Here is a 25,594-nt window from a genome sequence, read left to right as displayed (position 1 = left end):
TATGGATTTCAACACATTATCTCAGTTGTTTGGCATACAGAACCAGGCGCTCAAGCACAAAACCCTCTCGTTAAAAAGCAACGACCTGCCTGACTCACTCAATTCGTTTTTCACCCGGGGTTACGAAAATCGTGCGATCAACCTGAACAGCATTGAACTCGTTGAGTATGATGAAGACAAACAGTCCATTCGAATTAAAGGCAAAAGCGCTTATCTGAACGTTCCCAATGTCGAAACGGAGCTGATCAGCTGGATAGACGACGATGTAAATGTCCAGATGGTCACTTACTATAAACTGCTCGATGAAAACCCTGGTCCCAACGATTGGCGATTTTCAAAGAGCTTCCCTCAGCTGCCTAAGACCGCAGATGAAAATGAATTCCTGCTGTTCAATCGCCAGACCGGCGAGAGCTGGCAGCCTGAACGTGTTCCTCTCGATGATTTTAGCTTTTTCAATGCTTCTTTTGTTGTTAGCAGCGGCAACCTGATCGATCCTCGTGACCAACGCCAGCTAAATACTGGCATAAACTTTATTGGCATGGTTCGCCCTGAAGGCCCTGTGGCTATAGCCGCCAACGCCTTTCAGGTCACCACCGCACTAACCGTCTCCGGAACCATCCGGCCACCGGTTCAAGGAGAAACACCCACTGATCTGAAAGCCCGTTTCCAGCAAGATGGCAGCAACTTCCTGTTTCCCTGGCATGTGGCTAATCAGATGGAAGGTACTGTACCGGGCATACTGCTGACCATTGAGGTGGGGATCAACAGCGTTTTTGGTCAGAAAGTCATTCAAATAAAAGGCGATAGCCTTATCGTCTACACACCCATCAGTGATGAGTGGGTTCTGACTGATACTAATCCGGCATTTCGACCAGTTCAGGCGTTTAACGGGTCTGTAGCCCTTCCCAATGCTGGCATCCAGACAATCCTCAGTATGCCGTACGAACCCGGTATCAATGAGTGGTATGGCATTGCCGAATGCGAAGGGCTATCTCTAACCAATCTTTCATCCATGGCCGGCATCAGTGGCAGCGACAATGGTTTTATTGATCACCTTCCAAACGAACTACAAAAACTAGTAAAGGGGCTTGGAAAGTTGGAACTGACTGGTTTCAGTCTGCTGGTCAATTATGCCCGATTGAGCGACATCTACGTCAAAGATGCTACCGTTGTCGTCGGCATGCCCGAACTGGACTGGGAAATATGGCCCGACCTCTTCACCTTAAGCAGCATTGCCTGTACCTTCAAGGTTCGCAACCCATTCTCTAACAAGGATCGACGAACAACCACCAAACTCACTGCAAGGATGAATATCGGGAGTGTGGGATGTAGCGTGACCGCTGATTCTTCCGATGGTTTTGCGCTGTACGCCACAATGGACAGCGGGGAAAGTATTCCGCTTGGACAACTGCTGAACAAATACGCCCCGGAAATCCCGCTGCCGGCTGACATGACTATCAGCACGCTCAGGCTTGGCGTAGAACCTGGTCGATCATACAGTATGGCTATGACCATGTATGGTGAGGATGGCTCTTTTTCTATTCCCGTCGGCCCCACCACTCTGGAAGTTGATGATGTTTCCATGTACATCGCATACCAGCAGAGTCAGGGTTTCCGCGGCTCGGTCAGTGGTAAGATGATGCTTAACAAGAATGAGCTCCGGCTGACCTACAGCACCCCCGGTGATGTGCTGATCTACAGCTATATCCCGAAAACTTCCCTCAGCGAGATACTGGCAACGTTGACCGCTGGAGAGCTGTCTTTACCAAAATCCTTTGATCTGGATTTTGTGGAGAACACCATTCAATTGCACAAAACCGGTTCTGACTACAGTTTTCTGCTGGCCACTGAAGTGAATGACATAGGTACGCTGGCTTTACATATTGGTAAACAGTCTGGCCAATGGGGTTCAGCATTTGGTCTGGTTTTGAACGAGCCTGAACTCTCAAAGCTACCGGGTCTTAAAGCGCTCAGGGTCATCGACGACAAACTCACCCTGAGCCAGTTGACCCTGTTGGTTTCCAGTTTTGACAGCCCCGGTTTTACCTTTCCGGAACTGGCGTCTTTCAGCAACCCATCCCTGAATGCCTCCTCGATTCCAACGCCAACCAGTGGCGGCGTGGTAAAAGGCTTTAACGGGCACGCGACTCTGACACTGGATACCAAAGCCAAAGACATGAAACTACTAAAACAGGTGCTTGGGCTTGATCCGTCTTTGCAGGTAACCTTGCAGGTCGCCACCAACCCATCGGATGCAACACGAGTGTTCACCTCCATCAATACCAGTCTGCTGGGTAAACACCCGCTATCCGCCCAGTTTGGTTTTCTGACAGAAAAAGGACAAGTGTCGCTTTATCTGACAGGTCAGCTGACCGTTAAGATTCAGAAACAACAGGTCAACTTTAATATGGCCATGAGCCTGCTACCGGGGGGGATTTACTTTGCCGGTTCAGCACTGGGCAGCCTTCATTTCGGCAATATAAAACTGAGTAATATGGGGCTGGCAATGGGCATCAATTGGGGAGGCATTCCCAGTCTGGGCATCGCCGCTCAGATCGATACCAAACGGTTCAGTTCGTCCATCGCGGTTATTGCCGATTCAACCGATCCGTCAAAAAGTGTTTTGGCGGGTTCCATCAGCCAGCTGAGCCTCGCGGATATTACTGAGGAATTTGCCAAAGTAGCCCATCTGCCCAAAGAGGTTAATCAGGCCTTCAAATCGATCAAACTCCGCTCAGTCCGAACCTTTTCCATTGCCGCCAATACCGTATCGGCACTGGACAGCAAAGATCACGAGGCGGTATCCAATGCCTTCAGTCATGAAGGCGTCGTTATTCCCGCCAGTGCGGAAATGTTGCTGATTGTCGTAAGAAAGCAAGGACGCATCTGGAGTTTGACGGATATGTCTGAGGGAATGCGCCACTATACCGTGACGCTGAAAGATAAGATGCTGGAGGTGGCTGTAACACCACAGGTGTATATTGCCCCGATTGGCGCACGTATGGGCGAACTGACGTTTACCCAGGGTTATTACCTGTCTGGGTGCCTGCAAATTCTTGGCGAACGCTGGGCCACACAAGTGGAAATCAGTGACCGCAAAGGTATTGCTGCAACGTCGTATATAACCAAACCCATCCAGATTGCTAGCAAGGATTTTTTCCGGTTCAGCGACTATGACGACAAGAAAGGCCCGATGATCAGTCTTTCTTCCTTCAAGCAGCCCAAACATGAGATCAAGGCGCTGAGAAATCCGCATATAGCACTCAGTGGCAGACTGAGACTACTGGGGCAGGAGTCCGCGACCCTGGCCAATATTACTGCTAAAGGTGTAGTCATTATTGTCGAGTCTGATACTTCCATCACCCTCAAAGAGAACTTTATTCAAGGCCGTTATGATTTGGACTGGAAGATTGAAGGTTCCCTGGGTTCGCTGACGGATATGTTCCTAAGCGGCGCTATCCATTTCCTGCTGAATGGCAAATTTGAGCTGGCCAGGCTACTGAATGTAAAAGCCAATCTGGGTAAGCTGAAGATTAAAACATCAGCCAGTACCGATCTGGAAATGGGCTACCAGAATAATAAAGCCTATATCGAGCTGGATGGTCGGTTCACTTTTGCTGGAGAACACTTTTCTTTCAATATCGAAGCTTCAGCCAAAAATGCCCAGTTGGATAAACTGGGCAAACTGGTGCTGAATGAAATCAAGACCATAGTGGCTGATTTATACGACACTGCTGAAGAGTGGCTCAATGCATTGGATGACGGTGTTATAGAAATATCAAAAGCGGCTGGCTCGGTGGGCAAAGCCCTGAAGTCTGGCTATAAACAGACCTCGAAAGATACCACCCGGTTGCTGAACAAAAGTGGCAGAACAGCGGAGCAGATTGGCAATGAGCTGAAACACGGTTTCAATACCAGCGCCCAGGGCGCAGCTAAGCTGTTGAAGGATGTTGGGCATGACGCAGACAGCGTCACCCGGATGCTGCAAAAGAGTTTCGGCTGCGGGGCCAAGGATATTACCAAAACTTTGAAAGACATCGGCCACAGCGCCAATACCGTGGCAAAATCGCTTAGAAAAGTGACCCGCGCCTCGCCTTCGGTTATCGCCAAAGAGATGAAGGCGGCAGGTGTTAATGGCCATGATATAGGAAACGCTTTGAAGAATATCGGAGAAAGTGATGAAGCGGTGGGCAAACTGCTCAAAGGTGCCGGATTTGCCGTCAAGGACGTCTCCAAAGTGCTGAAAAACACCTTGCGTGTTGATTCCGAAAAGGCGGCTAAATACCTGCGAAGTGCCGGTTTTGGTTCCAAAGATATCGCCAAAATGCTCAAGGCCGGGGATCTGTGGAACAAAGGACATAAGAGTGTTGCAAAAGCCATGAAAAAAGCCGGGTTTGGCAAGGGGACGGTCAAAAGCGCCATGAAAGCCGCAGGGTTTGCCAAAAAGAAAGTAGAGGAGGCGTTTAGCTGGCTGAAATTCTAATCGGCAGGTACACAGGGAACAACCCTGTGTACCTCACTATATGGAATTGCGTCCTTGACCTGGTATTCGTGTCTGACAATTACTCCACCATCACACTGGAAACTGAAGGGCTGGCCTGAGACAAAGTCCGGGCCGTTTCAAGAATATCCTGCCATTCATTAAAGGCCGCTTCGAACCAGACCTTCTCCAGAATCAGTTGCTCTGCTGTTGTGGCCGCCGATAGTTTATCGGCGACGCCATTCGCCTCCTGTTTAATGCTGCCTAACGTTGTCTGAAGCGTCTCAAGCGCATTAGTGATACAGGTGCAATCATTGATGACTGTACCAACACTTAACAAAAGCGCTTTCAGGGAGACTACCTGCTTCTGGTCATCGGACAGTTCTGCCTGATCGGATGCTATTTTTGCCTGACTCTTTTTAATAGAGTTCTCAAGATCCGATACCGCCTGCTCCGCCTCAACAATAGAGCTGACACCAATGCCCGCCAGAATTAACGACAGGCCACCGGTAACTGGCGCAAGGACAACACCAAAGACCGTCTCGAAGATGCCTTTCTTCTCTGCTGATTTCGCTTTACTGATCGCTTCCCGTGCTGTGTTAATCTGTTTTTCCATATCGGCGATTTGCTCATTAGCCAGGGCAATGTCCGCCTGCAGCTGCGATTCCTGTGCCTGTATCTCGCTGATGATCTGATTCAGATTCTGTTGCGCATCTGCTACCTGCTTTGCCCAGTCGTTTAGCGCCGTATTGTATCCCAGGGCGCTCTGCTCAAGGGTATTAACATGGCTTGCAATGCCATTGACCAAGGCAATCAGATTATTTTGAATGTCGGTATCAATATCATTGCCGAGCTGGGCAAAGTACTGATCTGCCAGTGGTTTAGCCTGTACAAACTCATTAGCAGTGGTAATCACAGCATCCAATAGCGTTTGGTTAAAATAGAGGTTACCACTGAGCCGCCAGTCTCTTACCAGTTTCTGTAGGGCATCCAGCCCTGATTGCACCTTGTCATACCATTGTTCATTAGACTGACCAGTCCCGGAAGCTTGGGAAATCCAAGTCTCAACAACGGCCTGACAAGAAGAGTTTAACAACACCATGGCACTGAGTGAGTTAGAAACCCGAGACGAAATGGTTTCACTGGCACTGTCTGACATAATGAAAGCCTGCTGGAAAAAAGAAAAGCGACTCCTGATCTACAGAAGCCGCCCTATCATCACGCTGCTGCCGGGGTTACTTCCTTGGTTTCCACAGCCACCGTGGCGCCAGCCAACTGCTTGGCCAGCTCAACTGCAGCAACCCACTCGTTTTTGGCTGCATCGGTCATCACTTTCTCCATAATAATGGATGACATATCCGCACCGGAATCCAGCTTGTCGATCACGCCCTGCAATTCATCACCAAACAGTTTCCATGTAGTTTCAAAGTCCGATAGCGTGCTGGTCGACAGCTCGATAGCACTGACGACCGCGCTACTGGCATTGGACAGGCCCTGAAGAGCGATGATCTGTTGCTGGTCTGCCGATTTTTGCTTTTGCTCTTGGGCTATCTTGTCGTAATCGTCGTTGATTTGTCCTTGAATGACACCCCAGGTGACCGCACCGCCAATAATGGAAGCTGCGCCCATTGCTGCAATGCCACCGGAAACAACCGCTGCCGTTCCAGCCGTGGCAACCGTTAGGGCCACACCGGCGACCAGCATAAAGACACCGACACCCACCGCTACCTGGGCATAGACCAGGTCTTTGTTAAGTTTTTCAATAGCGGCCCGGTTATTGGCAATGGCGTTATCCATATTTTCAATATCGGTTTTCAAATCAATGATGGTCTGCTGAATATTACTGGCACCCGTGACCAGGTCATCATGGGCTGACTGCATCTGGCTACCCCAGGCCGTCAGCTTGGCCTGCATCTCCGTGACTACGGCTTGCTTTTTCCCAACCTCGGTGGACAGGTTCTGCATAATGGCCTTGGCCTGTACGACAGTTGCATTATCGCTGCCGCTGGCGCCAGGGTCCTGGCCATACAACTCGTGTATCGCCGTCACAGAGGCATTAAAGGTGGCGCTATAATCAATAATCTGCGCAGGAATAGATGCAGACACTTCCGGAGCAAGATTATCAACCCAGTCTTTTGCCACGGACTTGGCGGTATCCAGTTTGGTATTCAGGTCGTCAAACCATTCTGGCTTAACACTTGGTGGCGTGAACTGGGTATTTAGAATGGCGTGACATTGGGCAGTAATGACATGAACCGCCAGAAAAGCTGACTGTGTTGACTGTTGTGTGCTGTTCAGTTGTGTGTTGTTTGACATGGTGAAGTCCTTTTTATTCGTGATTCATTAGGGAAATAGTCTTATCTTCACAGTTTACCAGTATACTATTGCCCACCTGGGGAGCCTGATGTAACTGGTTTGCAAAGTCGGTGATGGTTTGCCAGGAAGCGGCGGCGATTTCTGCTGTCTGTAAATCAAACAACAGTGATGGGTCAGAGCCAGCGTTAATAGCATTTATAGCTGAGCTGAGTTTATCAATCTCATTCTGCCATAGCAGCGATAAAGCGGGCAGAGAACTGTCCAGACTGAGAAAGGATTTCTCAAGGGTGTTCAGCTGTTGCAACACCGCCTTGGTGATCGCTGTGGCTTGGGCGGCCTGGGTTGCCTGATTTTGCAGCTGAGTCAGTTTATCGAGTTGAGTTTGAACATCTGAAGCATTTTTCAGGGTGTTATATACGCCTTCGCCAATACTCAGCAAACCCGTGGCTATGGTCAGGTAGGGCACCGAAGAAGCGGTTTCCATCACGACGCTGTAAGCCATTTTCACCAGACTCTGGACATAGGTCTTTCCTGCCCGAAGATCTGCGGAATTCACTTCAGCACCAAGGCTGGCAATGGAGTTGGTCAGTTCACCAATCGCCTCGGCAATCCGGGTCATTTCCGCCTCTTCACCGGACAACGCCTGCCAGCCCTGGCTGATACTATCATCCAGCAGAAACGCCCGGTCACTGACATTCTTATAGGCATCTGAAAACCCGGCATTGGCATTATTAGTGGTATTCATGCTGGCCGTGGCAGTACTCTTGAGACTTTCGAGCATACTTAGCCAGTCGTCAGTGCTACTTAACTGCTTGTACTGGGTGGCAAAGGCAGCAAACAGAGTCTGATAATCTACGAATGAGACAATAATGCTTGCCATAATATCCGGCTTCTGACGCATAAAGGCATTCATTACGCCCCGGAGAGCTTCAGAACGGCTACGGGCCGAAACCAACCAATCAGGGTCGGAGGCTACATGGCCGATCACAAAGCTGTTGCAGGTATTGGCGAAGTTTGAAACGCCTCGGATATCGTTATAAACTTCTGTCAGCATATTGATGGCAGTGTCAACATGAGGATTTAACATAACCGGTACCCCTTCAGGATCTGATATCCAGATAAGGATCAAAGGTCATGCTTTTGCCATCTATCACCAGTACCGTGGCATATTGCTGGATACCCGTGGTGCCTCGGGCCTCTACCCTGGCTTCCCAGTAAATGTCTCCCTCTATGCCCTGTCTCTTAGGTACACATACGCTGTCATTGATCATCTGGCCGGTAAAGTTGCTGATGCTGACCTCATTATCCTGAGAGATAGGCACTACCCTCCAGCAGATCAGCTGCCCATCTTGACAGGCAGTTTTCAGTTCCGCCTGTCCTTCATTTCCAGATCCCATGTATTTATTGGTATCCACCAGGTAGACATTACTTTGCAAGTCATTGCTGGCTAATGCGGCAGAAGCGTCTACCACGATCAATACTTGAATGGTTTTCATAGGTTCCTTCTTTTTTGTTTATAAGAATGATGACCAAGCACTACTCAACATCAAGATACGGGGAAAAACTGAACGTTTGCCCGTTCACATTGATAGAAATCTGATAAAGATAACGACCAGAGCCGCCATTGGTTTCTATCCGGCCTTCCCAGGCTTCATCACCTGACGGTTGCGGAACGCAAACTGACTGGCTAACCATATCACCGGAAAAGGCTGTGATAGTGACCTGACTGTCAGAGGAAATCCCGGTCGCGCACCAGCTGATTAGCTGCCCATCTTCTGCCACTGTTTGGAGCTGGCAAGTCCCTTCCTGCCAAGAGCCAAGCCACCGGTTGGAATCAATCATGTAAACATTGTTTTCAATGGCAGCCGAACTTAACGCCCCGGAAGAGTCAATGACAACGAGGATTTTTATTTTCTTCATAATCTGTACCAATGTTTTGCGGCCATGATTACACAACTGGTTTTGCATTAAAAGAGCGTTTTTTGTGCAAAAATAATATTTTTATACTAAAAGCCTATTGTCGTATTAATCAAATAACTTTTCTGAATGTCTTTATTGATTGTAACTGTTCAGCACCCCCACATAAATCTGGAATTTTCTGATTTTTATACCATCCTCTTAAGCACCATTTTTCCACAATATTCGCCAGCATGATTCCAGAACTACCCGCAACTATGTCGGCTGAGATTCTCTTGAAAGAGAATGCAGAGCTGCGGATGAGAGTTGCCTGTCTGGAAGAGCGATGTCGAGAATTGGAAGAAAAGGTTGGCAAGAACAGTCAAAACAGCAGCAAGCCGCCATCGTCTGATGGTTATCAAAAACCTTGTAAAAACAGTAATTCTCCAGATCATTCTGACGACCTTTCCGCAGATAAAGGTACCGATCCATCGGATGAAAAACCCAATCCTAAAAGTCTGAGACAGTCTTCTGGTAATAAAGCCGGTGGAAAGAAAGGGCATCAGGGCACTTGTCTTAAACAGGTCGATATCCCTGACTATATTGAGTACCTTCCGGTTAAAGAATGCAATAAATGTCAGGCGTCTCTTCTTGATAGTGAGCCGGTCAAATATATTGAACGACAGGTGTTTGAACCAGGGAGACCGGGTGAATTTGAAGTAACGGCCCATAGAGCTGAAGTAAAAATCTGCACTTGTGGTTGTCGGAATCAGGCTGAATTCCCGGAAGGTGTTACCGCTGCCGCACAATATGGCTCAGCCACACAGGCTATGGCCGTCTATCTTAACCAATACCATTTCCTGCCTTTTAAGCGCGTGTCAGAGTATTTTAATACTCTCTATAAAATGAGTGTAAGTGCAGGCACTGTCGCCAATTTTGTGGCCAGAACCTATGAAAATCTGGCTTCTACTGAAGAGGTTATTCGTGACGCCTTGCGGGAATCGTCTGTTGCCGGAGCCGATGAAACGGGTATGCGGGCCGAGGGCTCTTTGCACTGGCTACACGTTATGCGGGATGAACAATGGACGCTCTACTACTTGTCTGAAAAGCGAGGTCGTGAGGCCATGGACACGATGGGCATACTGCTAACATTTGCAGGCGTTCTGGTTCATGATCATTGGAAATCCTATTTTGCATATGCGGCAACTCACGTACTTTGCAATGCCCATCACCTGAGGGAGCTTTTGGGTGTTGTTGATAGGGACAGCAATCAACTGGCGTTGCGATTGATGAAGCTACTGAGGCTTTCCTGGCATTACTGCAAGGGCTTTAAGACCATAGGTATGCTACAGATGCCAAGTGTTGTCTGTGAACGAATCGAGAAGATTTATGACCGGTTGCTTCAGCGGGCTCTAATGAAAGAAGTCGTCTATATGGAGAAGCAACGAGAGGAGCTTAAGCGCAAGAAAGTCAAGAATACTAAAGCTTACAATCTCTTCAAACGACTCACTGAGTTCAAGGCTGAGACACTGCGCTTCATGTCAGATTTTACCATTCCCTTCGATAACAATGGCAGTGAGCGGGATGTTCGAATGGCCAAGTTAAAGCAGAAAATCTCAGGCTGCTTCAGGAGTGCAGACGGTGGTTCTATGTTTGCACGGATTCGCAGCTATTTGTCGTCTGCCAGAAAACAGGGAATGGACATATATCAATCACTTCATAGAGCTGTTCGGAATTACTGTAATATGCCTTTGCTCAGTGCTGAATAGTTACTATTGATTTTTCCCGATGACTAAGGGATAGTCCACCAACAAATAATTTATGCAATAAGGTACGGCTATGGATCAGGTTTTCAAACCAAAGTTTAAGCTATGGTTTTATGTTTTCGATACCATGATTGGTATTGCCATTATTGTGCTTGTTTATGCAAGTTATCACCGCATAATTGCCACCACACAAAGTAGTTCTTCTGTTCAGAGTAGTCAGCCATTAACGACAGATGTTGCCAGCGAGCATCTTCACGGTATAGATGTTTCCCACTATCAGGGTAGTGTAGACTGGCAAGGCGTATCAGAAAAATTTCACTTTGCCTTTATCAAAGCGACGGAAGGCAAACATTACGTTGATCCTCAACTACGCAATAATATTAATGAAATAAAAGATACTTCAATGAATTTCAGTGTTTATCACTTTTATACACGTGATACAGACCCAGTTGAACAGGCCAGACATTTCTTAGAGCACACCAGCGCATATGATTTTACACTGCCTCCTGTTTTAGATATTGAAGTCCATCCGGGCAAAGACCTGGCTGGGTTTCATGATGATATCCAACAGTGGTTGGATAAAGTGAGTGAAAGCACCGGCTGTACGCCCATTATTTATACCAACAAGTCGTTCTGGAATAAATATCTGAAAATGCGTTTTTCCGACTACCCCCTCTGGATCAGCGATTACACTTCTGACCAAGGTAAAATTGCAGGTATTCCATGGAGCTTCTGGCAATACTCAGACAATAGTATTGTTCATGGTATTGGTGGCCATGTTGACCAGAGCCTTTATCGCGGAAACGAACAATCTATGCGAGAACTGGGGAGTTGCAGGGTATGAACAGCACACAACACTTACCGGTCAATCACCTGCATAATGGTTTCAAATACGTTGTACTCGCCGCTCTGTGCATTCTGCTAGCTGTCACCTGGTGGCTGGCAGGCAATGGTCAGCTCCAGCATCTGGACCACTTGTTAATGGGGAACCTGATAAGGGAGAACACTGGCTTCCTTGAGGATGCTGAAAGACGGGCCAGGTCCATAACGCTGTTATTGGCTGAGCTGCACGCCGGATTAATGGTATTACAAAGTAGTGAATTTGGTATCAGCTTTTTTGTGAATGCCAATATCCAGTTGGGGAATATTATTTCCCAACTGACCGATATGGTGGCTTATGGCAGGAACTTTGCCCTTTTTAACCTGGTAGCACTGCATAGCATTGATACACTGCTCACCATGATTCAGTGGCTAACACCATGGCTGGTGCTGGTGGCTGAAGTGGGCATGATTGCCATCGTTGCAACGGATACCTGGCTACCCACTCGCAGTCGCTTGCATATGTCACTGATACGCTTTGGTGAAGGTGTGCTGATTATTGTAGTTTTGCTGGCTTTCATCTTTCCACTATCTGTCAATGCTGTCAGCAAAACCAGTCAGGCAGTTACCGAAGCGCTGTTTCATGATAGCTATCATGCTATCAGAGATACACGACACCATATCTTGAAAGGAGACAGTTACAAGTCCATTAAAGACGACGCCAGTTCTTCACTAGAACAATTTAGCAATATCAAGGTTAAGCTGTCTGAAAAAACCAGCCACCTTGCTACCAATATGACTCGCTACGTGGCAATCACTCTACTCGAGGTATTTATCCTGCCCATCCTCTTCACTTTACTAATGCTCTGGTGTTTTCGCGCATTACTGCGCAGGCACAGTTACTGGAGAAGTGGACTGTTACCTGACTTTCACCGCCACAATTGATATTTCTTTGAATCCTGTTGTCAAAGGGTTAAAACAGACATCAGGAATAGCAAAATGCCACCAGTACGCGAAGGCCGACTTTTGGTAGCTTCTCAAAAACTGCTGGTAAACCAAAGTGCCAGAATTCTGGGAGCTTTGGTATCCGGAAAATTAGTACTAACGTTTATCATGGATTTTCGGCATTCCCAGCACTTATTGAGAAGCTACGACTTTTGCTTATTGACTCAAGTTACGCACCTTGCTGAAAATCAGCCATTATTGGTGGCATGAAAAATAATCTCATAGAACTTTACTCTGACTATCTGTTGTCGTCTTCTGGCAAGACTACTGCAACGGGCGTGTCAGAGCTTTTGGGTAATGTCTACAGCCACGACCAGTTCACCCGTTTGCTTTCAAACAATGAGTTCACCAGTCGTGACTTGTGGCTTTACGTCAAACCCATCGTGCGACAGGTTGAGTGCAGTGATGGGGTTTTGATCTTTGACGATACGATTCAGGAAAAGCAGTTCAGCAAAGAGAATGCCCTGAACACCTGGCATTTTGATCATACAAAAAATCGCACCGTCAAAGGTATAAATCTGCTCAATGCACATTACCATGCCGGAGATGCGTCCATTCCTGTCGCCTATAAATTGATCGAAAAAACCATCCTGTACACCGACTTGAAGACAAAAAAGGTAAGACGATATGCAGAGCAAACCAAAAATGAAATGATGCGGGAGATGCTGATGATTTGCTGTCATAACCAGCTTATGTTCCGCTATGTCCTTGCAGATAGCTGGTTTTGCTCAAACGACAATATGATGTTTATTCGACACGACTGTAATAAACATTTCCTGATGGCGATGAAGTCAAACCGCAAGGTATCCCTCAGTCTGGACGACAAATTACAAGGCCGTTCACAGCGTATAGATACTGTTGATTTTTCAGAAGATAAGCCTGTTCAAGGGTGGATAGCAGGTGTCGATTTCCCTGTTCTGCTATACCGTCAGGTCTTTAAAAACAAAGACGGAAGCACAGGCATTCTCTATCTGGTTTGCAGCGATCTTGACTGTGATGCCGAGACTCTCAAGGCAATCTACGAGAAACGGTGGAAAGTCGAGGTCTTCCATAAAACGCTGAAATCGAATGCGTCAATGGCCAAGTCACCGGCGCATACTGTGAGAACACAGAGTAATCATATCTTTCTTTCAATTTACTCAGCCTTCAGGTTGGAAGTATTGTCATTGAAAGTAAATCTGAATCACTTTCAGCTCAGAGCCAAAATCTATATGGCAGGGCTGAAAGCTTCGTTGGGGCAGCTGAGAGAGTTGTTAGCTGCGTAACTTCAGTTATTGACAACAAACACGTCAACTCCAGAAATAGTCGGTCTTCGCATAGGTGTATCAATTGGCTAGGAGGCTGACCGAGAACTAAGCAGGAAAGCAACCAGAAGAAAGACAAAAATTTAAATTGCTTAAAAAACAGGCAGAATTTAAGCTTGATTAGCCATTTTTGAGCAGTTTTTAGACTTGTTAAAGCCTTTATGTTGCTTCTTTAACCTTTTTTACATCGTCAAGACGGATTGACCCCGTTGTCGCCGCTTTCACAAATTTTTTGATGTTATGCGCCGTGCAAACCAGTGAAAACTCTGCTGCCACTTTCTCTTTTCCGCGAAGGCTGAATCCCCGAAATCCCGAATTTTTGATCTGCCCAAACGGTGGCTCTGCAATAACTTTACGACGTTCGTAAACTGATTTGGCTTCGGTGCTTTCCATTTTCTTATTCATGGCTTGTCGTACAGATTCAAACCGGTCGGTGCGGATAACCCGGCCAGGCTCTTTTTTTGCACCACTGCATCTCGAGCCATATGGACACTCACTGCAAACCTCTTTGCTGGCCCGGTAGCTCTTTCTTTTAGCCTTGCTCAAGGGGTTCGTGATCAGCCGTTCATTGGCTGGACAAACAAACACATCGGCTTCAGCATCATAGGCAAAATCGGCTTTGACAAATTTTCGATCCGAATTTTCAAGTGCTTCTTCCGCTGGTTTTTCACCTCTATCCGTTGCGATATAGCCATCAATGTTTCGCTGTTCCAGCGCATGCAGATTGGGTCCGGAAAAATAACCATTGTCCATGCTCATTTTATCGACCGTCACGCCACCGGTTGCTTCGGACAGGGCATTCAATGCAGGCTCTACTTCCTGGATATCATTAGCTTGCTGGCTGACGTGCTGACCAACGATAATCTGATGATCCCCATCTACGCTGATCTGGGCATTGTAACTGTATTCGCAATACCCTTTTTTGCTCATGATTCGCGCATCATGGTCGGCAAAACTGATCTGCTTTTTGTCGTCAATCGGCTCATCAGGATTCAGGGCTTTTTCCCGTTTCTCCAGTGCTTCTTTTGCCGCTTTTATCTTTTTCAGACGTTCCTGTTTAAACTGTAAGTCCTCGGGAATGCTGTAACCATTGGCCTCTTTGTAACTAGTTCTCGTCCAAAAACACAACCAATTGAAAACTGTAGATTTTATCCTGAAAAATTAAGTGGAGCCCTACTGCTATCTGGCAACTAAACTTCCCAAGACCAAGAAACATAAGGGATTGCCAAAAACAGAGGACTCCAAATGCGCAAAAAACGCAACCCGCAGTGTAGTATGGAACTCCATTACGTACCTCATGAAATCTGCTCCCAGCTTTCCGGTATCTCGCAATGGCTTGATGCCCATCCACAGTTCAATGACTGGATTTATGAGGACTTAAGTTCTGGTGATAAACAGAACACTGGGCGGAACGGACTATCAGCAGAATCCGTTCTTCGTGCGGCACTCCTGAAACAGTATTTGAATTGTGATTATGACTACCTGTCGTTTGTTTTGATGGACTCCATGACTCCTCCACCTTTCGAGACTTTTGTCGCCTCGAACCAAACCAGCGCCCCAGTCGCTCCAGTTTGCATGGGCTTATCAGCCTTCTTACTGCATCTACATGGGAACGGATTAATAACTGTCAGCTAATGACCGCTAAAGATCAGGGTATTGAAAAAGGGCGCACTGTGGCTATTGACAGCACAGTCACCGAATCGGATATCAAACCTCCTTGCGACAGTGATCTTTTAGCCAGTTCCGTTAAAGAAATTTGTCGGCTGCTGGAACGGGGACAAACACTGACAGCGACACCGCTTTATGAATATACCCATCACAACCGAGCCGTAAAAGATGCGGCCAGAAAATGCATCTACGCTGGCAAAGAAGAGCGGCATCAGCATTATAAAAAACTGCTGCAGTTGACCCGAAAATCCCGGAAGGTACTTATCGAAGCTACTGTCACGCTAGCAAACGCCCGTCAGCAGGGGCAGTGTCTCCTGGCTGATGATGCCGACAAGTGGCAGGCCGATGTGGATCACCTGTTACCCCTGGTGGATGCAATAGTCTCCCAGACAGAGCGCAGGGTCTTTAAGGGTGAAAAGGTGCCAGCCCAGGAAAAAGTGGTTAGCCTGTATGAACCCCATACGGATATCATCGTAAAAGACAGGCGGCAAGTACAGTATGGCCATAAACTGAACCTGGTTCAGGGAAAAAGTCGATTGATCCTGGACCTGGTTATTGAGGAAGGTAACCCAGCGGATTCGGACCAATTCATTCCGATGATGGAAAGACAAAAAGAAATTTATGGTCGTGTACCTCGCCAGACAAGCGGTGACGGCGGATACGCGTGTCGCGCTAATTTGGAAAAAGCCAAGGCCATGGGAATCAGCGATGTAGCTTTTAATAAGAAGCGCGGACTTGAAGTCGAAGAGATGACTAAAAGTCAGTATGTGTATAAAACGCTCTTTCGCTTCCGGGCAGGTATTGAAGCGGGAATTTCGTGGCTAAAGAGATGTTTTGGGCTATCACGTTGCCACTGCAAGGGTTCTGAGCGTTTTGACTCTCATTGCTGGTTATCGGTGGTCTGTTACAACCTGGTGATTCTGGCCAGGCACCCGGCACCATCCTGATAGCCACCTCCACGCTACATGAAAGTACCTTTCCAGCATGGTGGGAGTATGTTTTCTGCCTGCTTTTTGCGTTTTTCTCCAATATCCGTCCCAGATTAGAGAAAAAAGGGAAGAGTTTTTGCGGCTCTCTGGAATTTCAGGAAATATTAAAACGTACGTTTATTTTGATTATGATTAGCTGATGCGTTTTTGGACGAGAACTACCTACTTACACCGGAAAAATACACGACAGAAATTACTGCATGGGTTTGCTGAACCTGTCATCGGGTTGGGCCGTTTATTTAATGCAGCCTCATCAGCCGAAATTCTTGGCAAAGAAGATCATCTTTTTTGGAAACCAAATCCTGAGAGAGAATTCTTGGTTTCTGGATCGGTGTAGATAGTGTCAAACTGGAACGGTTGATCAATGTTTAATCCTAACCAATTAAGTACGGACCGATCCTTTGAAGTCGGAGACGGTGAAATGAGCAATAAAAGCTCCATGTCTGGCAAGGAGTTTGTGTTGCATGTTGAGAGACTAACTTTTAAAGGATCACCTAGGGATTCTGCATCGCTTCGAGGTAGTAATGATCAAAATTTGGATACACCTAATCTCTATCAGTCTGAGTTTGTTACGAATGAACCGGGAGATATACTGGTCGTTGAGTTTGAGGGATATATTTTAAACAACGCCTTTCGTCCAAATACACCTGAGGCCGACGCGAGAGCAAAATTTATCCACTTTCTTGAACTTTACCGCGATAAGGGAGGTTTTAAGTATCAGGCAGAGGCTACTTTTCAAAACATTCTTAACTTCCGTTGGTTACGACAGAATAACAGAACATATCAGCGAAGCAGATGCATCACATTCACAACGGAAGAGTTTGAATACCACTTCACACTTCCTGCATAAGTAGTTGATAATTTGCTTTCGGATAAATTGACTGAACGATTATTTAGTATTTGCAAACGAAATCATATGACTCTCTCCAAATGAAGCGAACACTCGTTCAACTTCCTTTTCAAATTCCGTGAAACTCTTGATTGACAATAGATTGAGCCATTCATACTTTACTTTCCTCCACAGGATCTCAATCAGATTGAGTTCAGGTGAATATGTTGGAAGAAAGCAGATCAGTAACTTTTTCTCAAGAGTCCAGTCAGCGATTCTGTCACGAAACTTTTTGCTGGTATGAATACTGGCATTGTCCACCATAACTACGGTGTAGCGGTCATTTGAACTGTATTTTTCATCCTCCATTTTCTCTGCGAAGTCGTCAAAGGCTGCAATCACTGTATCACTATTCACAGAGCCCACAACAGGGTAATGAAACAGCTCACAGCTCCGATTCATAAAGCCAGCACGTTGATGCGCTTACTTTTGACTGATGGAATTCTGAGCTGCTTTCCTTTTTCCTGCCAGCCATATGGCACACAAGGTTCTTGAGTAAATCCGGACTCATCAAAATAAAACAAGTTTATTAACCCTTTGCGCTCAGCTTCCTGGGCGTCTTTCAGTGCAGTTTTACAACGCTGGAAATGCTCTTCGTCCCGTTTATGTTTGCACGATTTACGGAGTCTTTTGTAAACCAGTCCTAACTTTTTTACGATGTTGGCCAGAGTAAGTTTTGATGAGGATTTACCGGTCTCATCCTCAATTTTGGATTTTACATACGATAAACGACGAGGCTCTTCTGCTACTAACTCTTTTATGCGTTGCACTTCAGATTCATCATATATGCAAGATCTTCCACCACCATGTTTCTTATACAATGCACGAATACCATAGTCCTCCCAATCATCAATCCATTGGGAAACGGTCTGATATTTAATCTCAAGGATTTCTGCAATTTGCTCAAGGGTAAAGCCTCGATTACTCAATAGAAGACCATGAGCTCTTTCCCTGATACACCTCAGAGGGCCGTAGTGCTTGGCGTATTTCAAAGTTAATACAACAGCTTCATCAGTGATATTGACATACTTCATAGGTTGGGGACGTTTTAGTTCAAGACCCACTTATAATAGATTAAGGATCTCTTTCTTTGTCTGCCTGATAGTACGATCAAAATATCCATAAGCAAACTTTTAACTACTTATAAAGAATTGCCGGCACTGGATGAGATCGAATCTGATGATCCTGAAGCATTGACTCGTTGTATTAACTTTATTGAAAGTCGATTACACCAAAAGGATGTTCCCCGGTGGTTCAAGGTTAACGTAGAAATGCTGGTTGGCAGAGGGCTGAATATTTTTCCCGCTCAGGAGGTGAATGTTGAGGAAAAAAGTGAAGCTGATAATAAAAGCAAAAAGAACCGGCAAGGGAGAGCCTTTAAAAAAGGTACTGATGAAAATACAGGGCGTAAAGACATTCCCCTCATTGAAAAACGACATATTCTGTATGCCTTGTTTACCTCTGATGCCTCTTATGTCGACAAGGAGGTATCCGCCCCCATCAACACCAACCCATCTGGCTTTGTTTACGATGAAGGGAAGCATTACCGTGACTACACAGAAGGCAATAGCCTGTATAACTATCAGGAGCAGCTTGATGAGCTAATCAAAGAGCTGGAGAAGGTGGATTCAGCACAAAAGATACCAGAGCATATTCATTATCTGGTGACCAACTATATTAAAGGCGGTTTTTTTGGCGATTAAGAACGAGTAATCCCTTAAACGGAGAAAATAGCATTGGAGACCTACTACATAGAGCTTTACCAGCCTGAATCACATGACGAGTTGCAGTCGTTTCATGAGGATATTCTTAGCCTCATTCATGACCACTCAGAGCCTTATGATGACCCTCTAAGTAGATAATAGTTTGGTTATGGATATTTTGATCGTACGGTCTGACAGTTAAATGCAATGACTCTTGATCTATTATTAATCGGTAATTGATCCATAAATGCCTTCAACCATGAAGTATGTCAATATCACTGATGAAGCTGTTGTATTAACTTTGAAATACGCCAAGCATTATGGCCCTCTGAGGTGTGTCAGAGAAAGGGCGCATGGTCTTCTATTAAGTCATCGTGGCTTTAGCCTTGAGCAAATTGCCGAAATCCTTGAGATCAAATATCAGACTGCTTCCCAATGGATTGATGATTGGGAAGACTATGGTATTCGTGCATTGTATAAGAAACATGGCGGAGGAAGATCCTGCATATACAATGAATCCGAAGTACAACGCATTAAAGAGCTGGTAGCTGAAGAACCTCGTCGTTTATCTTATGTTAAATCCAAAATTGAGGACGAGACAGGTAAATCCTCATCGAAGCTCACTCTGGCAAACATCGTAAAAAAATTAGGGCTGGTTTACAAAAGACTCCGTAAATCTTGCAAGCATAAACGGGATGAGGAGCATTTTCAGTGCTGTAAAGCAGCACTGGAAGACGCTCAGGAAGCAGAGCGCAAAGGATTAATCAATTTGTTTTATTTTGATGAGTCGGGATTTACTCAAGAACCTTGTGTGCCGTACGGCTGGCAGGAAAAAGGAAAGCAACTCCGAATCCCAGCAGTCAAAAGTAAGCGCATCAACGTATTGGGCTTTATGAATCGTTCCTGTGAGTTGTTTCATTATCCGATTGTGGGCTCTGTGAATAGCGATACGGTGATTGCGGCCTTTGACAATTTTGCAGAGCACATGGCGGATGAAAAATACAGCTCAAATGACCGCTACACCGTTGTGATGGTGGATAATGCCAGTATTCATACCTGCAAAAAGTTTCGTGCGAGGATTGCTGACTGGATTCTTGAGAAGAAGTTACTGGTCTGCTTTCTGCCAACCTATTCACCTGAACTTAATCTGATTGAAATTCTGTGGAGAAAAATAAAGTATGAATGGCTCAATCTGTTGTCAATCAAGAGCTTTGCGGAATTTGAAAAAGAAGTTGAACGGGTCCTTTCCTCATTTGGGGAGGGATATTTGATCTCTTTTGCAGATATTGACTGATCGTTATGTCAATTTATCCGAAAGCAAACTATTACCTACTTAAGCCAGGCCAGTTATCGTTCATGGGTTGGGCTGTCCTATCCCAAGTTTGGCCGATTGGATCAGTACTTTGCTTTGGAGGAGTGTAACGATCCTGAGATGATGCTTGATTTTGCAATCAAGCATCCGGGAAGGTTCGTGGGAGATACAGTTCATTGCGTATCAATAAAAAGAGAAGGCTCTTATTGGATTACAGACTGTTCCCAGATTGAACCTGGCTGAAGCACTTATCATTAAAGGCTCTCAGAGCTTTGCTCGGCAATTTGCCCTCAAGCCTTACATTGCGTGGTCCACATCCAATTTTCACTGCAGAGCAGTTCGGAAATCAAATAGAGCCATTTCTGGCTCTTTTCCAATTCCAGACTGCTATGTAACCAGCAAGTTGACTAAGGGCTGAAGAAGACTTTTGCCTCTTCGGCCAATATTATGCAAAAACTCAAAAAAGCCAAGGTAAAGGGGTAAAGCCTCTTGGGATATTCCCCTGTGAGGCCTTAGCCACGAGCGTAGAAGTGACCAAAACCCCTCCATAGTATTAACATGCACCTCGTAAATACCGTCTTTGTCATCATCACGAGCATACTCACCTTTGCCGTGACAGACCGTTTTATGTCTGAAGCCCCAGCTTTCAAGGTCATCATAGATGTTGTATTCATCGGTATAAATCTGGCTCTGTGGGGCTACGTGTTTCTTGATAAATGGTTCGATTGTCGCCTTCTTAACGTTCGACAGCATGTTGATAATGACCTGACCTCCCCTTTGAATCATTCCCAATACCGGCGGTTTGTCTTTTTCAAGAGTCCCACGGCCCGGAGCGCCTTTAAGCCTTCTTTTTCTCGGTGGACGATCCAGATTTTTTAATGCTTCAGGGTTCCCTTGTGACCAGCTACAATGTAGACCTCGTCGAATTCAACTTCGCCATCAAGAATCACTTCAGGCTTTCGGTCAACAACACCATTTCGTAAGACTGTGGTCATATGGTGTGCATCACTGACACACAGATCAAGTTCCTGAGCTATCTGGCTGTTGGAGACGTTCAGCCCCATTAAATAGAGACAGGCAATCCAGACTTTGAGTGGTCGGTGGTGTCCTGCGAAAACCGTATTTGTCAGGTCATCGAAGTAGCGCTTACAGGACTTACAGTAATAGTGCTGACACTCTACCTGCACATTGTCGTGTCCATTCTTTTTGACATTCTCAGAATCACAGTGCGGACAGAGAACAGTGCCATCTGGCCAGCGGTTCTCACGGATCATCTCAAAGCAGGTGTCATTACTGATGAGATCTGAGATTCGGCCTATATTCATGGTCAATGCTGGCGATGGCTAATTATATCCACCAAGGATAGTTCAGCAGTTCGGAATTCGAAAAGAGCCTTATTTTTTACCGAATTTTTATTGGCAGGATCTCTTGATCAGTGTAATTCAGGCTCAGTTTGTGTTTATGGTGGAGCAGTTGGAAAAGCTGTTATCTCAGCCTGTGCCTGAAAAGCTCATGGTCAGAATTGAATGCCCTTTGCCTGCCATTCACCTGCAGGGGTTTCTGGCTGCACAGGACTGCTCTGAAAAAGCCTTCTGGAGAGACCGGGAAGGTGATTATGCTATAGCGGCTATTGGTTATAGCTGGTCAGAAAAACTATTCAGTCGCCAGGATCTGACTTCTGCTTTTACCAGTGCCCGCAAACTCCTGAGTCATTTGCCAGAGCATGCCAGTAATCACTGCCTTTGCTACCTCTCGTTTGCGGACGATGAATCTTCAATATGGCCTGCTTTTGGTTATGGAATGGTCATCTTGCCACTGCTGGAATTGTCACAGACTCGCAGGGGCGTGGTTTTGGGGGTGAACCTTAGATCTGACAATATCCTGGAGTACCAGAGCAGTATTCGTAAGGCTTTGGCGTTTATCACGGCACTGAACTACAGCCCGCAGTTGTTTCAGACCAGCTTTACTTTTCAGCTTGAAAGTTATCAGCCAGATGCAAACGTCTGGTATCAACTTCTTGGCAAGGCCAGGCATGCCTTTGTTTCAGGAGCGCTGGATAAGGTGGTGTTGTCGCGGGAAACCTGTCTGAAACTTGAGGGACAGCTTTCCCCATTATCATTGCTTTACACCTGGCAGCAGGAAAACCCGCATTCATATCAGTTCTTATTTCAGGGACAGGGACAAACTTTCTTTGGCTGTTCTCCTGAGCGACTGGTCAAACGACTGGAAAATATTATTTCTACCGAGGCCCTGGCAGGCACCATTGTTCGTGGTCAGAACTTGCTTGAAGATTCCCGGTTGGAAAGCCTGCTGTTGAGCGATCGTAAAAATATCCATGAAAATCGTCTGGTTCTGGATGATATCTGTCATCAGCTGCAACCTCTCTGTCAGTCGCTGGAAGCGGATCGCAGCCACTCTGTTGTGAAACTTCGTCATATTCAGCATTTGCGTTATCAGGTTCGTGGAGTACTGAACCATGATGTGTGTGATGAGCAGTTACTGGATGTCCTGCATCCTACCCCTGCAGTGGGGGGAACACCAAGAGAGGAAGCATTGTCGTTTATTGAAACAAACGAACCCTACGCCCGCGGGTTGTACGCCGGTGTGTGTGGAATTGTTGGTGTTCGAAAGAGCGATTTTTGTGTGGCTATTCGCAGTGCCCGTTTGGCTGATAACTCCCTGATGTTGTACTCCGGAGCAGGCATTGTGAAAGACTCGGTGGCCGACGAGGAGTGGTTCGAACTGGATAATAAAATTGCGACGGTATTGGATGTTCTTGATCGTCAACAGAGCAAAGACTGTAATTCTTCATTGATGGCCGCCTGCCCGGGCCGGTGAGTTTGTTCATGACATTTAAAAGCAACTATGGAAATATCAACGGCATTTGGTCTGCAGTACTGATTGAAGAGCTATGGCGATTGGGTGTCCGGCACTGTTGCATTGCCCCGGGGTCTCGCTCGGCACCATTGACATTTGCCGTTGCAAACCATGAAGGTATGACCCGTCATGTTCATTTTGATGAGCGGGGGCTCGGTTTTTTTGCCCTGGGTCTGGCTAAAGCCACTGGCGAACCGGTGGCTTTGATCACGACTTCAGGCACCGCTGTTGCTAATCTATATCCGGCTATCATAGAGGCTCACCAATCAGGTATACCCCTGGTCGTTCTGACGGCTGATCGCCCTCCCGAATTGATTGATTGCGGTGCCAATCAGGCGATCGATCAGCTGAATATCTTTGGTAACTACACCGGAGCGAGGTTGGATTTGCCAACGCCGGACAGATCCATTTCTCTTCGTTGGTTGCTGGGCAGTATTGATCAGGCCTATGCCCGCTCATCGGCACAGGGGCTGCCATTGCATATCAACTGCAGGTTTCGGGAACCGCTTTACCCCCATCAGGTGGAAGAAAACGTTCCTACAGAAAATGATGTTTATCTTGCCAGTATTCAACAATGGGTTGCATCTCTAACGCCTTATACTGAGTACTTTGTGTCGGCTTTACCCCGGCTTCCTGATATTGGTCGATGGCAGCATTTTATCGATGGCAAAGGTTTGATTGTTGCTGGGCGGGTGATGCCGGGGACTGATGTTAATGTAATTGTGCAGTTATCAGAGCGCTTGGGCTGGCCGTTGATTGCGGATGTTCAATCGCAGCTGCACGGTCACCCAAAAGCTATCAGGCATGCTGACCTTTTATTGGCCAGTTCTGCCGGTGCAGGCATATTCAATGAAGTGGATCGTGTGCTGCAGATTGGCGGTTACCTGACGTCCAAACGGCTGGATCAGTTTATTGGTCGGCACCATTGGGCGGAGTATTGGATGCTCGATCCTGCTCCCAGGCGAGTCGATACGGGGCAACGGCAGAGTGTACGTCTGGTGGGAGATATTGATTCCATTTGTCATCTGCTGTTGCTCCGCTGTGGAGAGGTACGGGTTAATAGAGCTAATATCGGATGGAGCCTGGCATTGACGACGCAGGCAGAGAAGCTTGGTGAGGTGTTGAAAAGTCAACCGACAGACCGGCTTAATGAGCAATGGCTCGGTGCTTCGCTGGGGGGGCTGTTACCTCCCGGAAGCAGTTTGTTTCTTGGCAACAGTCTGCCCATTCGCATGGTGGATATTTTCTCGATACACCATTTGCCACGGGTTTATGCCAGTCGTGGCGTCAGTGGTATTGATGGACTCATTGCCACCGCAGCAGGGTGTGCCGCAGGAAATCAGGAACCATTGGTTTTACTGATTGGGGACATCGCTTTCCTCCATGATCTCAATTCCTTGCAACTGGCTGCTCAGTGTAAAACGACACTGGTGATTGTGCTGGTCAATAACGACGGTGGTGGTATTTTCTATGTAACCACCAGAGGGTGTAGCCATGATGCTGCTCAGGTAGCTAATGATTATTTTGTCACCCCCCATGGCCTTTCAGCACAGCATGCCGCAGAGCTATTCAATATTGACTACTCGGCGCCACCATCAATTGATGACTTTATAGCGCAGTTTAATGAAGCATGTTCTAAAACCGGATGTACCATTATTGAAGTCTTTACTGAGTCAGGTTTGGGGGCAAAAAGTATTGAGCAGGCCATCAGTATGGCTAAAACACTGTGAGCCTGTCCTACTATTGCTCCGGTAATGTCAACGCACCCGTGCTGGTGTTACTGCATGGATTTCTGGGCAGTGCAAGTGACTGGTGCTCCCTGCTGGCATTGCTGAAAGAAGACTATTATCTGATTACTGTTGACCTGCCGGGACATGGCTTAAGTCATTGGGTAGAAGATGATGTGCAGGGAGCTGACTATTTCTGCCATCGTCTGGAACAGACGGTCCAAACTATTGAACAGATGGAAGGCGGTAGCCTGATACGGTTCAACCTGCTGGGCTATTCACTGGGCGGGCGTCTGGCTATGGCCTATACCATTGCTTTCCCGGAGCGAGTTGAGAAGCTGTTACTGGAAGGTGCCCATCCGGGGTTGATCAGTGAGCAGGAAAGAAGCGAGCGATACCAGTCAGACCTTCATTGGGCCGGGCGTTTTCGGAACGAGCCAGTGGCTGATGTTCTTTGGGACTGGTATAAACAGCCGGTTTTTTCAGACCTGGATGATAGCCAGATTCGATCTTTGATTCATGAACGTTCAAAAGGCAGTGGTTTGTTATTAGCCGATGCCTTGATGTCATTCAGTTTATCGAAACAGCCAAACTATTGCCGGGCACTTTCCCGGCTCAAGGCTGAATGTCAACAAAGGACTGGCTCACCACTTTTCCCATCTGTCCACTATTTTTATGGTGAACATGACCGCAAGTTTGGGCAGATTGGACAGCATTTACTGACAGAGCAGGTAATACACAGTATCCATCCAGTGGTTGGGTGTGGACACAATGTTCATCGAGAGCAACCAGACGTTATGGCCCGGTTGCTCAGAGAGCTTTTCTAAAGGGCTATAAGGAGTT

Annotated in this window: 23 protein-coding genes and 1 pseudogene; 13 read left to right on the top strand and 11 right to left on the bottom strand. The window is 46.6% G+C overall.

The window, feature by feature from the left end:
* Window position 1: 1 nt before the first annotated feature.
* Window positions 2–4,483 (top strand): hypothetical protein, encoded by a 4,482-nt coding sequence (locus MJO57_RS20335; protein ID WP_252018273.1) that lies wholly within the window; start codon window positions 2–4, stop codon window positions 4,481–4,483.
* A 79-nt stretch (window positions 4,484–4,562) separates the two neighbouring features.
* On the opposite strand, the gene MJO57_RS20330 is transcribed toward MJO57_RS20335, so the two are convergent.
* The 6 genes from MJO57_RS20330 to MJO57_RS32855 form a co-directional block, all read right to left on the bottom strand.
* The gene (locus MJO57_RS20330; RefSeq protein WP_252018270.1) at window positions 4,563–5,639 is read right to left on the bottom strand and encodes a hypothetical protein; all 1,077 of its coding nucleotides are present in this window, start codon (window positions 5,637–5,639) and stop codon (window positions 4,563–4,565) included.
* Window positions 5,640–5,698: 59 nt separating this feature from the next.
* The gene (locus MJO57_RS20325) at window positions 5,699–6,796 is read right to left on the bottom strand and encodes an HBL/NHE enterotoxin family protein (RefSeq protein ID WP_252018268.1); all 1,098 of its coding nucleotides are present in this window, start codon (window positions 6,794–6,796) and stop codon (window positions 5,699–5,701) included.
* A gap of 13 nt (window positions 6,797–6,809) precedes the next feature.
* Window positions 6,810–7,676, bottom strand: a complete 867-nt coding sequence (locus MJO57_RS20320; protein ID WP_252018266.1) for a hypothetical protein — start codon at window positions 7,674–7,676, stop codon at window positions 6,810–6,812.
* A 220-nt stretch (window positions 7,677–7,896) separates the two neighbouring features.
* Window positions 7,897–8,292: a hypothetical protein gene (locus MJO57_RS20315; protein WP_252018265.1), complete on the bottom strand. Its 396-nt coding sequence runs from the start codon at window positions 8,290–8,292 to the stop codon at window positions 7,897–7,899.
* Between the two features lie 40 nt (window positions 8,293–8,332).
* Entirely contained in the window at window positions 8,333–8,716 is a 384-nt protein-coding gene (locus MJO57_RS20310) for a hypothetical protein (protein ID WP_252018263.1), read from the bottom strand.
* 109 nt (window positions 8,717–8,825) lie between these two features.
* The gene (locus tag MJO57_RS32855; protein ID WP_256491774.1) at window positions 8,826–8,948 is read right to left on the bottom strand and encodes a hypothetical protein; all 123 of its coding nucleotides are present in this window, start codon (window positions 8,946–8,948) and stop codon (window positions 8,826–8,828) included.
* On the opposite strand from MJO57_RS32855, the gene MJO57_RS20305 reads away from it, so the two are divergent.
* The 4 genes from MJO57_RS20305 to MJO57_RS20290 all read left to right on the top strand — a co-directional run bounded on the left by MJO57_RS20305 (window position 8,947) and on the right by MJO57_RS20290 (window position 13,547).
* A complete protein-coding gene (locus tag MJO57_RS20305) occupies window positions 8,947–10,461 on the top strand; it encodes an IS66 family transposase (RefSeq protein ID WP_252017330.1) in 1,515 nt (504 codons plus the stop codon). The genes MJO57_RS32855 and MJO57_RS20305 overlap by 2 nt on opposite strands.
* Before the next feature lie 70 nt (window positions 10,462–10,531).
* Window positions 10,532–11,302 (top strand): glycoside hydrolase family 25 protein, encoded by a 771-nt coding sequence (locus tag MJO57_RS20300; protein WP_252018261.1) that lies wholly within the window; start codon window positions 10,532–10,534, stop codon window positions 11,300–11,302.
* Window positions 11,299–12,222, top strand: coding sequence for a hypothetical protein (locus MJO57_RS20295; RefSeq protein ID WP_252018258.1), 924 nt, complete (start codon window positions 11,299–11,301; stop codon window positions 12,220–12,222). Before MJO57_RS20300 ends, MJO57_RS20295 begins: the two co-directional genes overlap by 4 nt.
* A 266-nt stretch (window positions 12,223–12,488) precedes the next feature.
* Entirely contained in the window at window positions 12,489–13,547 is a 1,059-nt protein-coding gene (locus MJO57_RS20290; RefSeq protein ID WP_252018255.1) for a transposase, read from the top strand.
* 198 nt (window positions 13,548–13,745) lie between these two features.
* Here MJO57_RS20290 and MJO57_RS20285 read toward each other — a convergent pair whose 3' ends face one another.
* Window positions 13,746–14,516: a transposase gene (locus MJO57_RS20285; protein ID WP_252018253.1), complete on the bottom strand. Its 771-nt coding sequence runs from the start codon at window positions 14,514–14,516 to the stop codon at window positions 13,746–13,748.
* Between the two features lie 315 nt (window positions 14,517–14,831).
* Between MJO57_RS20285 and MJO57_RS20280 the strand changes: the two genes are divergently transcribed.
* From MJO57_RS20280 to MJO57_RS20270, 3 genes and pseudogenes are all read left to right on the top strand, one after another.
* Complete coding sequence (locus MJO57_RS20280; protein WP_252018251.1) at window positions 14,832–15,221, top strand: hypothetical protein; 390 nt, start codon at window positions 14,832–14,834, stop codon at window positions 15,219–15,221.
* Window positions 15,149–16,201, top strand: a pseudogene (locus MJO57_RS20275) (ISNCY family transposase); the annotation flags it as partial. The gene MJO57_RS20280 and the pseudogene MJO57_RS20275, both read left to right, overlap by 73 nt.
* Window positions 16,202–16,607: 406 nt before the next feature.
* Window positions 16,608–17,093, top strand: a complete 486-nt coding sequence (locus MJO57_RS20270; protein WP_252018248.1) for a type I-F CRISPR-associated protein Cas7f/Csy3 — start codon at window positions 16,608–16,610, stop codon at window positions 17,091–17,093.
* A gap of 39 nt (window positions 17,094–17,132) precedes the next feature.
* Here MJO57_RS20270 and MJO57_RS20265 read toward each other — a convergent pair whose 3' ends face one another.
* Entirely contained in the window at window positions 17,133–17,489 is a 357-nt protein-coding gene (locus MJO57_RS20265; protein ID WP_252018246.1) for a transposase, read from the bottom strand.
* 41 nt (window positions 17,490–17,530) lie between these two features.
* The gene (locus MJO57_RS20260) at window positions 17,531–18,196 is read right to left on the bottom strand and encodes an IS630 family transposase (RefSeq protein ID WP_252018244.1); all 666 of its coding nucleotides are present in this window, start codon (window positions 18,194–18,196) and stop codon (window positions 17,531–17,533) included.
* Between the two features lie 87 nt (window positions 18,197–18,283).
* Here MJO57_RS20260 and MJO57_RS20255 point away from each other — a divergent pair, with 87 nt between their 5' ends.
* Together MJO57_RS20255 and MJO57_RS20250 are read left to right on the top strand one after the other, a co-directional pair.
* On the top strand, window positions 18,284–18,835 hold the full coding sequence (locus MJO57_RS20255) for a type I-F CRISPR-associated protein Cas7f/Csy3 (protein ID WP_252018242.1): 552 nt from the start codon (window positions 18,284–18,286) through the stop codon (window positions 18,833–18,835).
* 259 nt (window positions 18,836–19,094) lie between these two features.
* Complete coding sequence (locus tag MJO57_RS20250) at window positions 19,095–20,129, top strand: IS630 family transposase (protein WP_252018240.1); 1,035 nt, start codon at window positions 19,095–19,097, stop codon at window positions 20,127–20,129.
* A 405-nt stretch (window positions 20,130–20,534) separates the two neighbouring features.
* On the opposite strand, the gene MJO57_RS20245 is transcribed toward MJO57_RS20250, so the two are convergent.
* Together MJO57_RS20245 and MJO57_RS20240 are read right to left on the bottom strand one after the other, a co-directional pair.
* Entirely contained in the window at window positions 20,535–21,017 is a 483-nt protein-coding gene (locus MJO57_RS20245) for an IS1595 family transposase (protein WP_252026893.1), read from the bottom strand.
* A gap of 5 nt (window positions 21,018–21,022) precedes the next feature.
* The gene (locus tag MJO57_RS20240; RefSeq protein WP_252018238.1) at window positions 21,023–21,472 is read right to left on the bottom strand and encodes a transposase; all 450 of its coding nucleotides are present in this window, start codon (window positions 21,470–21,472) and stop codon (window positions 21,023–21,025) included.
* A 103-nt stretch (window positions 21,473–21,575) separates the two neighbouring features.
* On the opposite strand from MJO57_RS20240, the gene MJO57_RS20235 reads away from it, so the two are divergent.
* The 3 genes from MJO57_RS20235 to menH are packed head-to-tail and all read left to right on the top strand — an operon-like array spanning window position 21,576 to window position 25,578.
* Window positions 21,576–22,985 (top strand): isochorismate synthase MenF, encoded by a 1,410-nt coding sequence (locus MJO57_RS20235; protein ID WP_252018236.1) that lies wholly within the window; start codon window positions 21,576–21,578, stop codon window positions 22,983–22,985.
* Between the two features lie 8 nt (window positions 22,986–22,993).
* Window positions 22,994–24,754: a 2-succinyl-5-enolpyruvyl-6-hydroxy-3-cyclohexene-1-carboxylic-acid synthase gene (gene menD / locus MJO57_RS20230; protein ID WP_252018234.1), complete on the top strand. Its 1,761-nt coding sequence runs from the start codon at window positions 22,994–22,996 to the stop codon at window positions 24,752–24,754.
* On the top strand, window positions 24,751–25,578 hold the full coding sequence (menH, locus tag MJO57_RS20225; protein WP_252018232.1) for a 2-succinyl-6-hydroxy-2,4-cyclohexadiene-1-carboxylate synthase: 828 nt from the start codon (window positions 24,751–24,753) through the stop codon (window positions 25,576–25,578). The genes menD and menH overlap by 4 nt, the downstream gene beginning before the upstream one ends.
* Window positions 25,579–25,594 lie beyond the last annotated feature (16 nt).

Source organism: Endozoicomonas sp. SCSIO W0465 (assembly GCF_023716865.1).
In the GTDB taxonomy this organism is placed as follows: domain Bacteria; phylum Pseudomonadota; class Gammaproteobacteria; order Pseudomonadales; family Endozoicomonadaceae; genus Endozoicomonas.
This window is presented reverse-complemented; position numbering and strand designations above follow the sequence as displayed.

What these genes read in the sequence shown, in the direction of transcription:
- menD (WP_252018234.1), top strand. Translation starts at nt 22,994, where the DNA reads ATGACATTTAAAAGCAACTATGGAAATATCAACGGCATTTGGTCTGCA.
- MJO57_RS20285 (WP_252018253.1), bottom strand. Translation starts at nt 14,516, where the DNA reads ATGAGCAAAAAAGGGTATTGCGAATACAGTTACAATGCCCAGATCAGC.
- MJO57_RS20335 (WP_252018273.1), top strand. Translation starts at nt 2, where the DNA reads ATGGATTTCAACACATTATCTCAGTTGTTTGGCATACAGAACCAGGCG.
- MJO57_RS20250 (WP_252018240.1), top strand. Translation starts at nt 19,095, where the DNA reads ATGAAGTATGTCAATATCACTGATGAAGCTGTTGTATTAACTTTGAAA.
- MJO57_RS20320 (WP_252018266.1), bottom strand. Translation starts at nt 7,676, where the DNA reads ATGGCAAGCATTATTGTCTCATTCGTAGATTATCAGACTCTGTTTGCT.
- MJO57_RS20310 (WP_252018263.1), bottom strand. Translation starts at nt 8,716, where the DNA reads ATGAAGAAAATAAAAATCCTCGTTGTCATTGACTCTTCCGGGGCGTTA.
- MJO57_RS20325 (WP_252018268.1), bottom strand. Translation starts at nt 6,796, where the DNA reads ATGTCAAACAACACACAACTGAACAGCACACAACAGTCAACACAGTCA.
- MJO57_RS20315 (WP_252018265.1), bottom strand. Translation starts at nt 8,292, where the DNA reads ATGAAAACCATTCAAGTATTGATCGTGGTAGACGCTTCTGCCGCATTA.
- MJO57_RS20240 (WP_252018238.1), bottom strand. Translation starts at nt 21,472, where the DNA reads ATGAATATAGGCCGAATCTCAGATCTCATCAGTAATGACACCTGCTTT.
- MJO57_RS20305 (WP_252017330.1), top strand. Translation starts at nt 8,947, where the DNA reads ATGATTCCAGAACTACCCGCAACTATGTCGGCTGAGATTCTCTTGAAA.
- MJO57_RS20270 (WP_252018248.1), top strand. Translation starts at nt 16,608, where the DNA reads ATGTTTAATCCTAACCAATTAAGTACGGACCGATCCTTTGAAGTCGGA.
- MJO57_RS20290 (WP_252018255.1), top strand. Translation starts at nt 12,489, where the DNA reads ATGAAAAATAATCTCATAGAACTTTACTCTGACTATCTGTTGTCGTCT.
- MJO57_RS20300 (WP_252018261.1), top strand. Translation starts at nt 10,532, where the DNA reads ATGGATCAGGTTTTCAAACCAAAGTTTAAGCTATGGTTTTATGTTTTC.
- MJO57_RS20280 (WP_252018251.1), top strand. Translation starts at nt 14,832, where the DNA reads ATGCGCAAAAAACGCAACCCGCAGTGTAGTATGGAACTCCATTACGTA.
- MJO57_RS20330 (WP_252018270.1), bottom strand. Translation starts at nt 5,639, where the DNA reads ATGTCAGACAGTGCCAGTGAAACCATTTCGTCTCGGGTTTCTAACTCA.
- MJO57_RS32855 (WP_256491774.1), bottom strand. Translation starts at nt 8,948, where the DNA reads ATGCTGGCGAATATTGTGGAAAAATGGTGCTTAAGAGGATGGTATAAA.
- MJO57_RS20295 (WP_252018258.1), top strand. Translation starts at nt 11,299, where the DNA reads ATGAACAGCACACAACACTTACCGGTCAATCACCTGCATAATGGTTTC.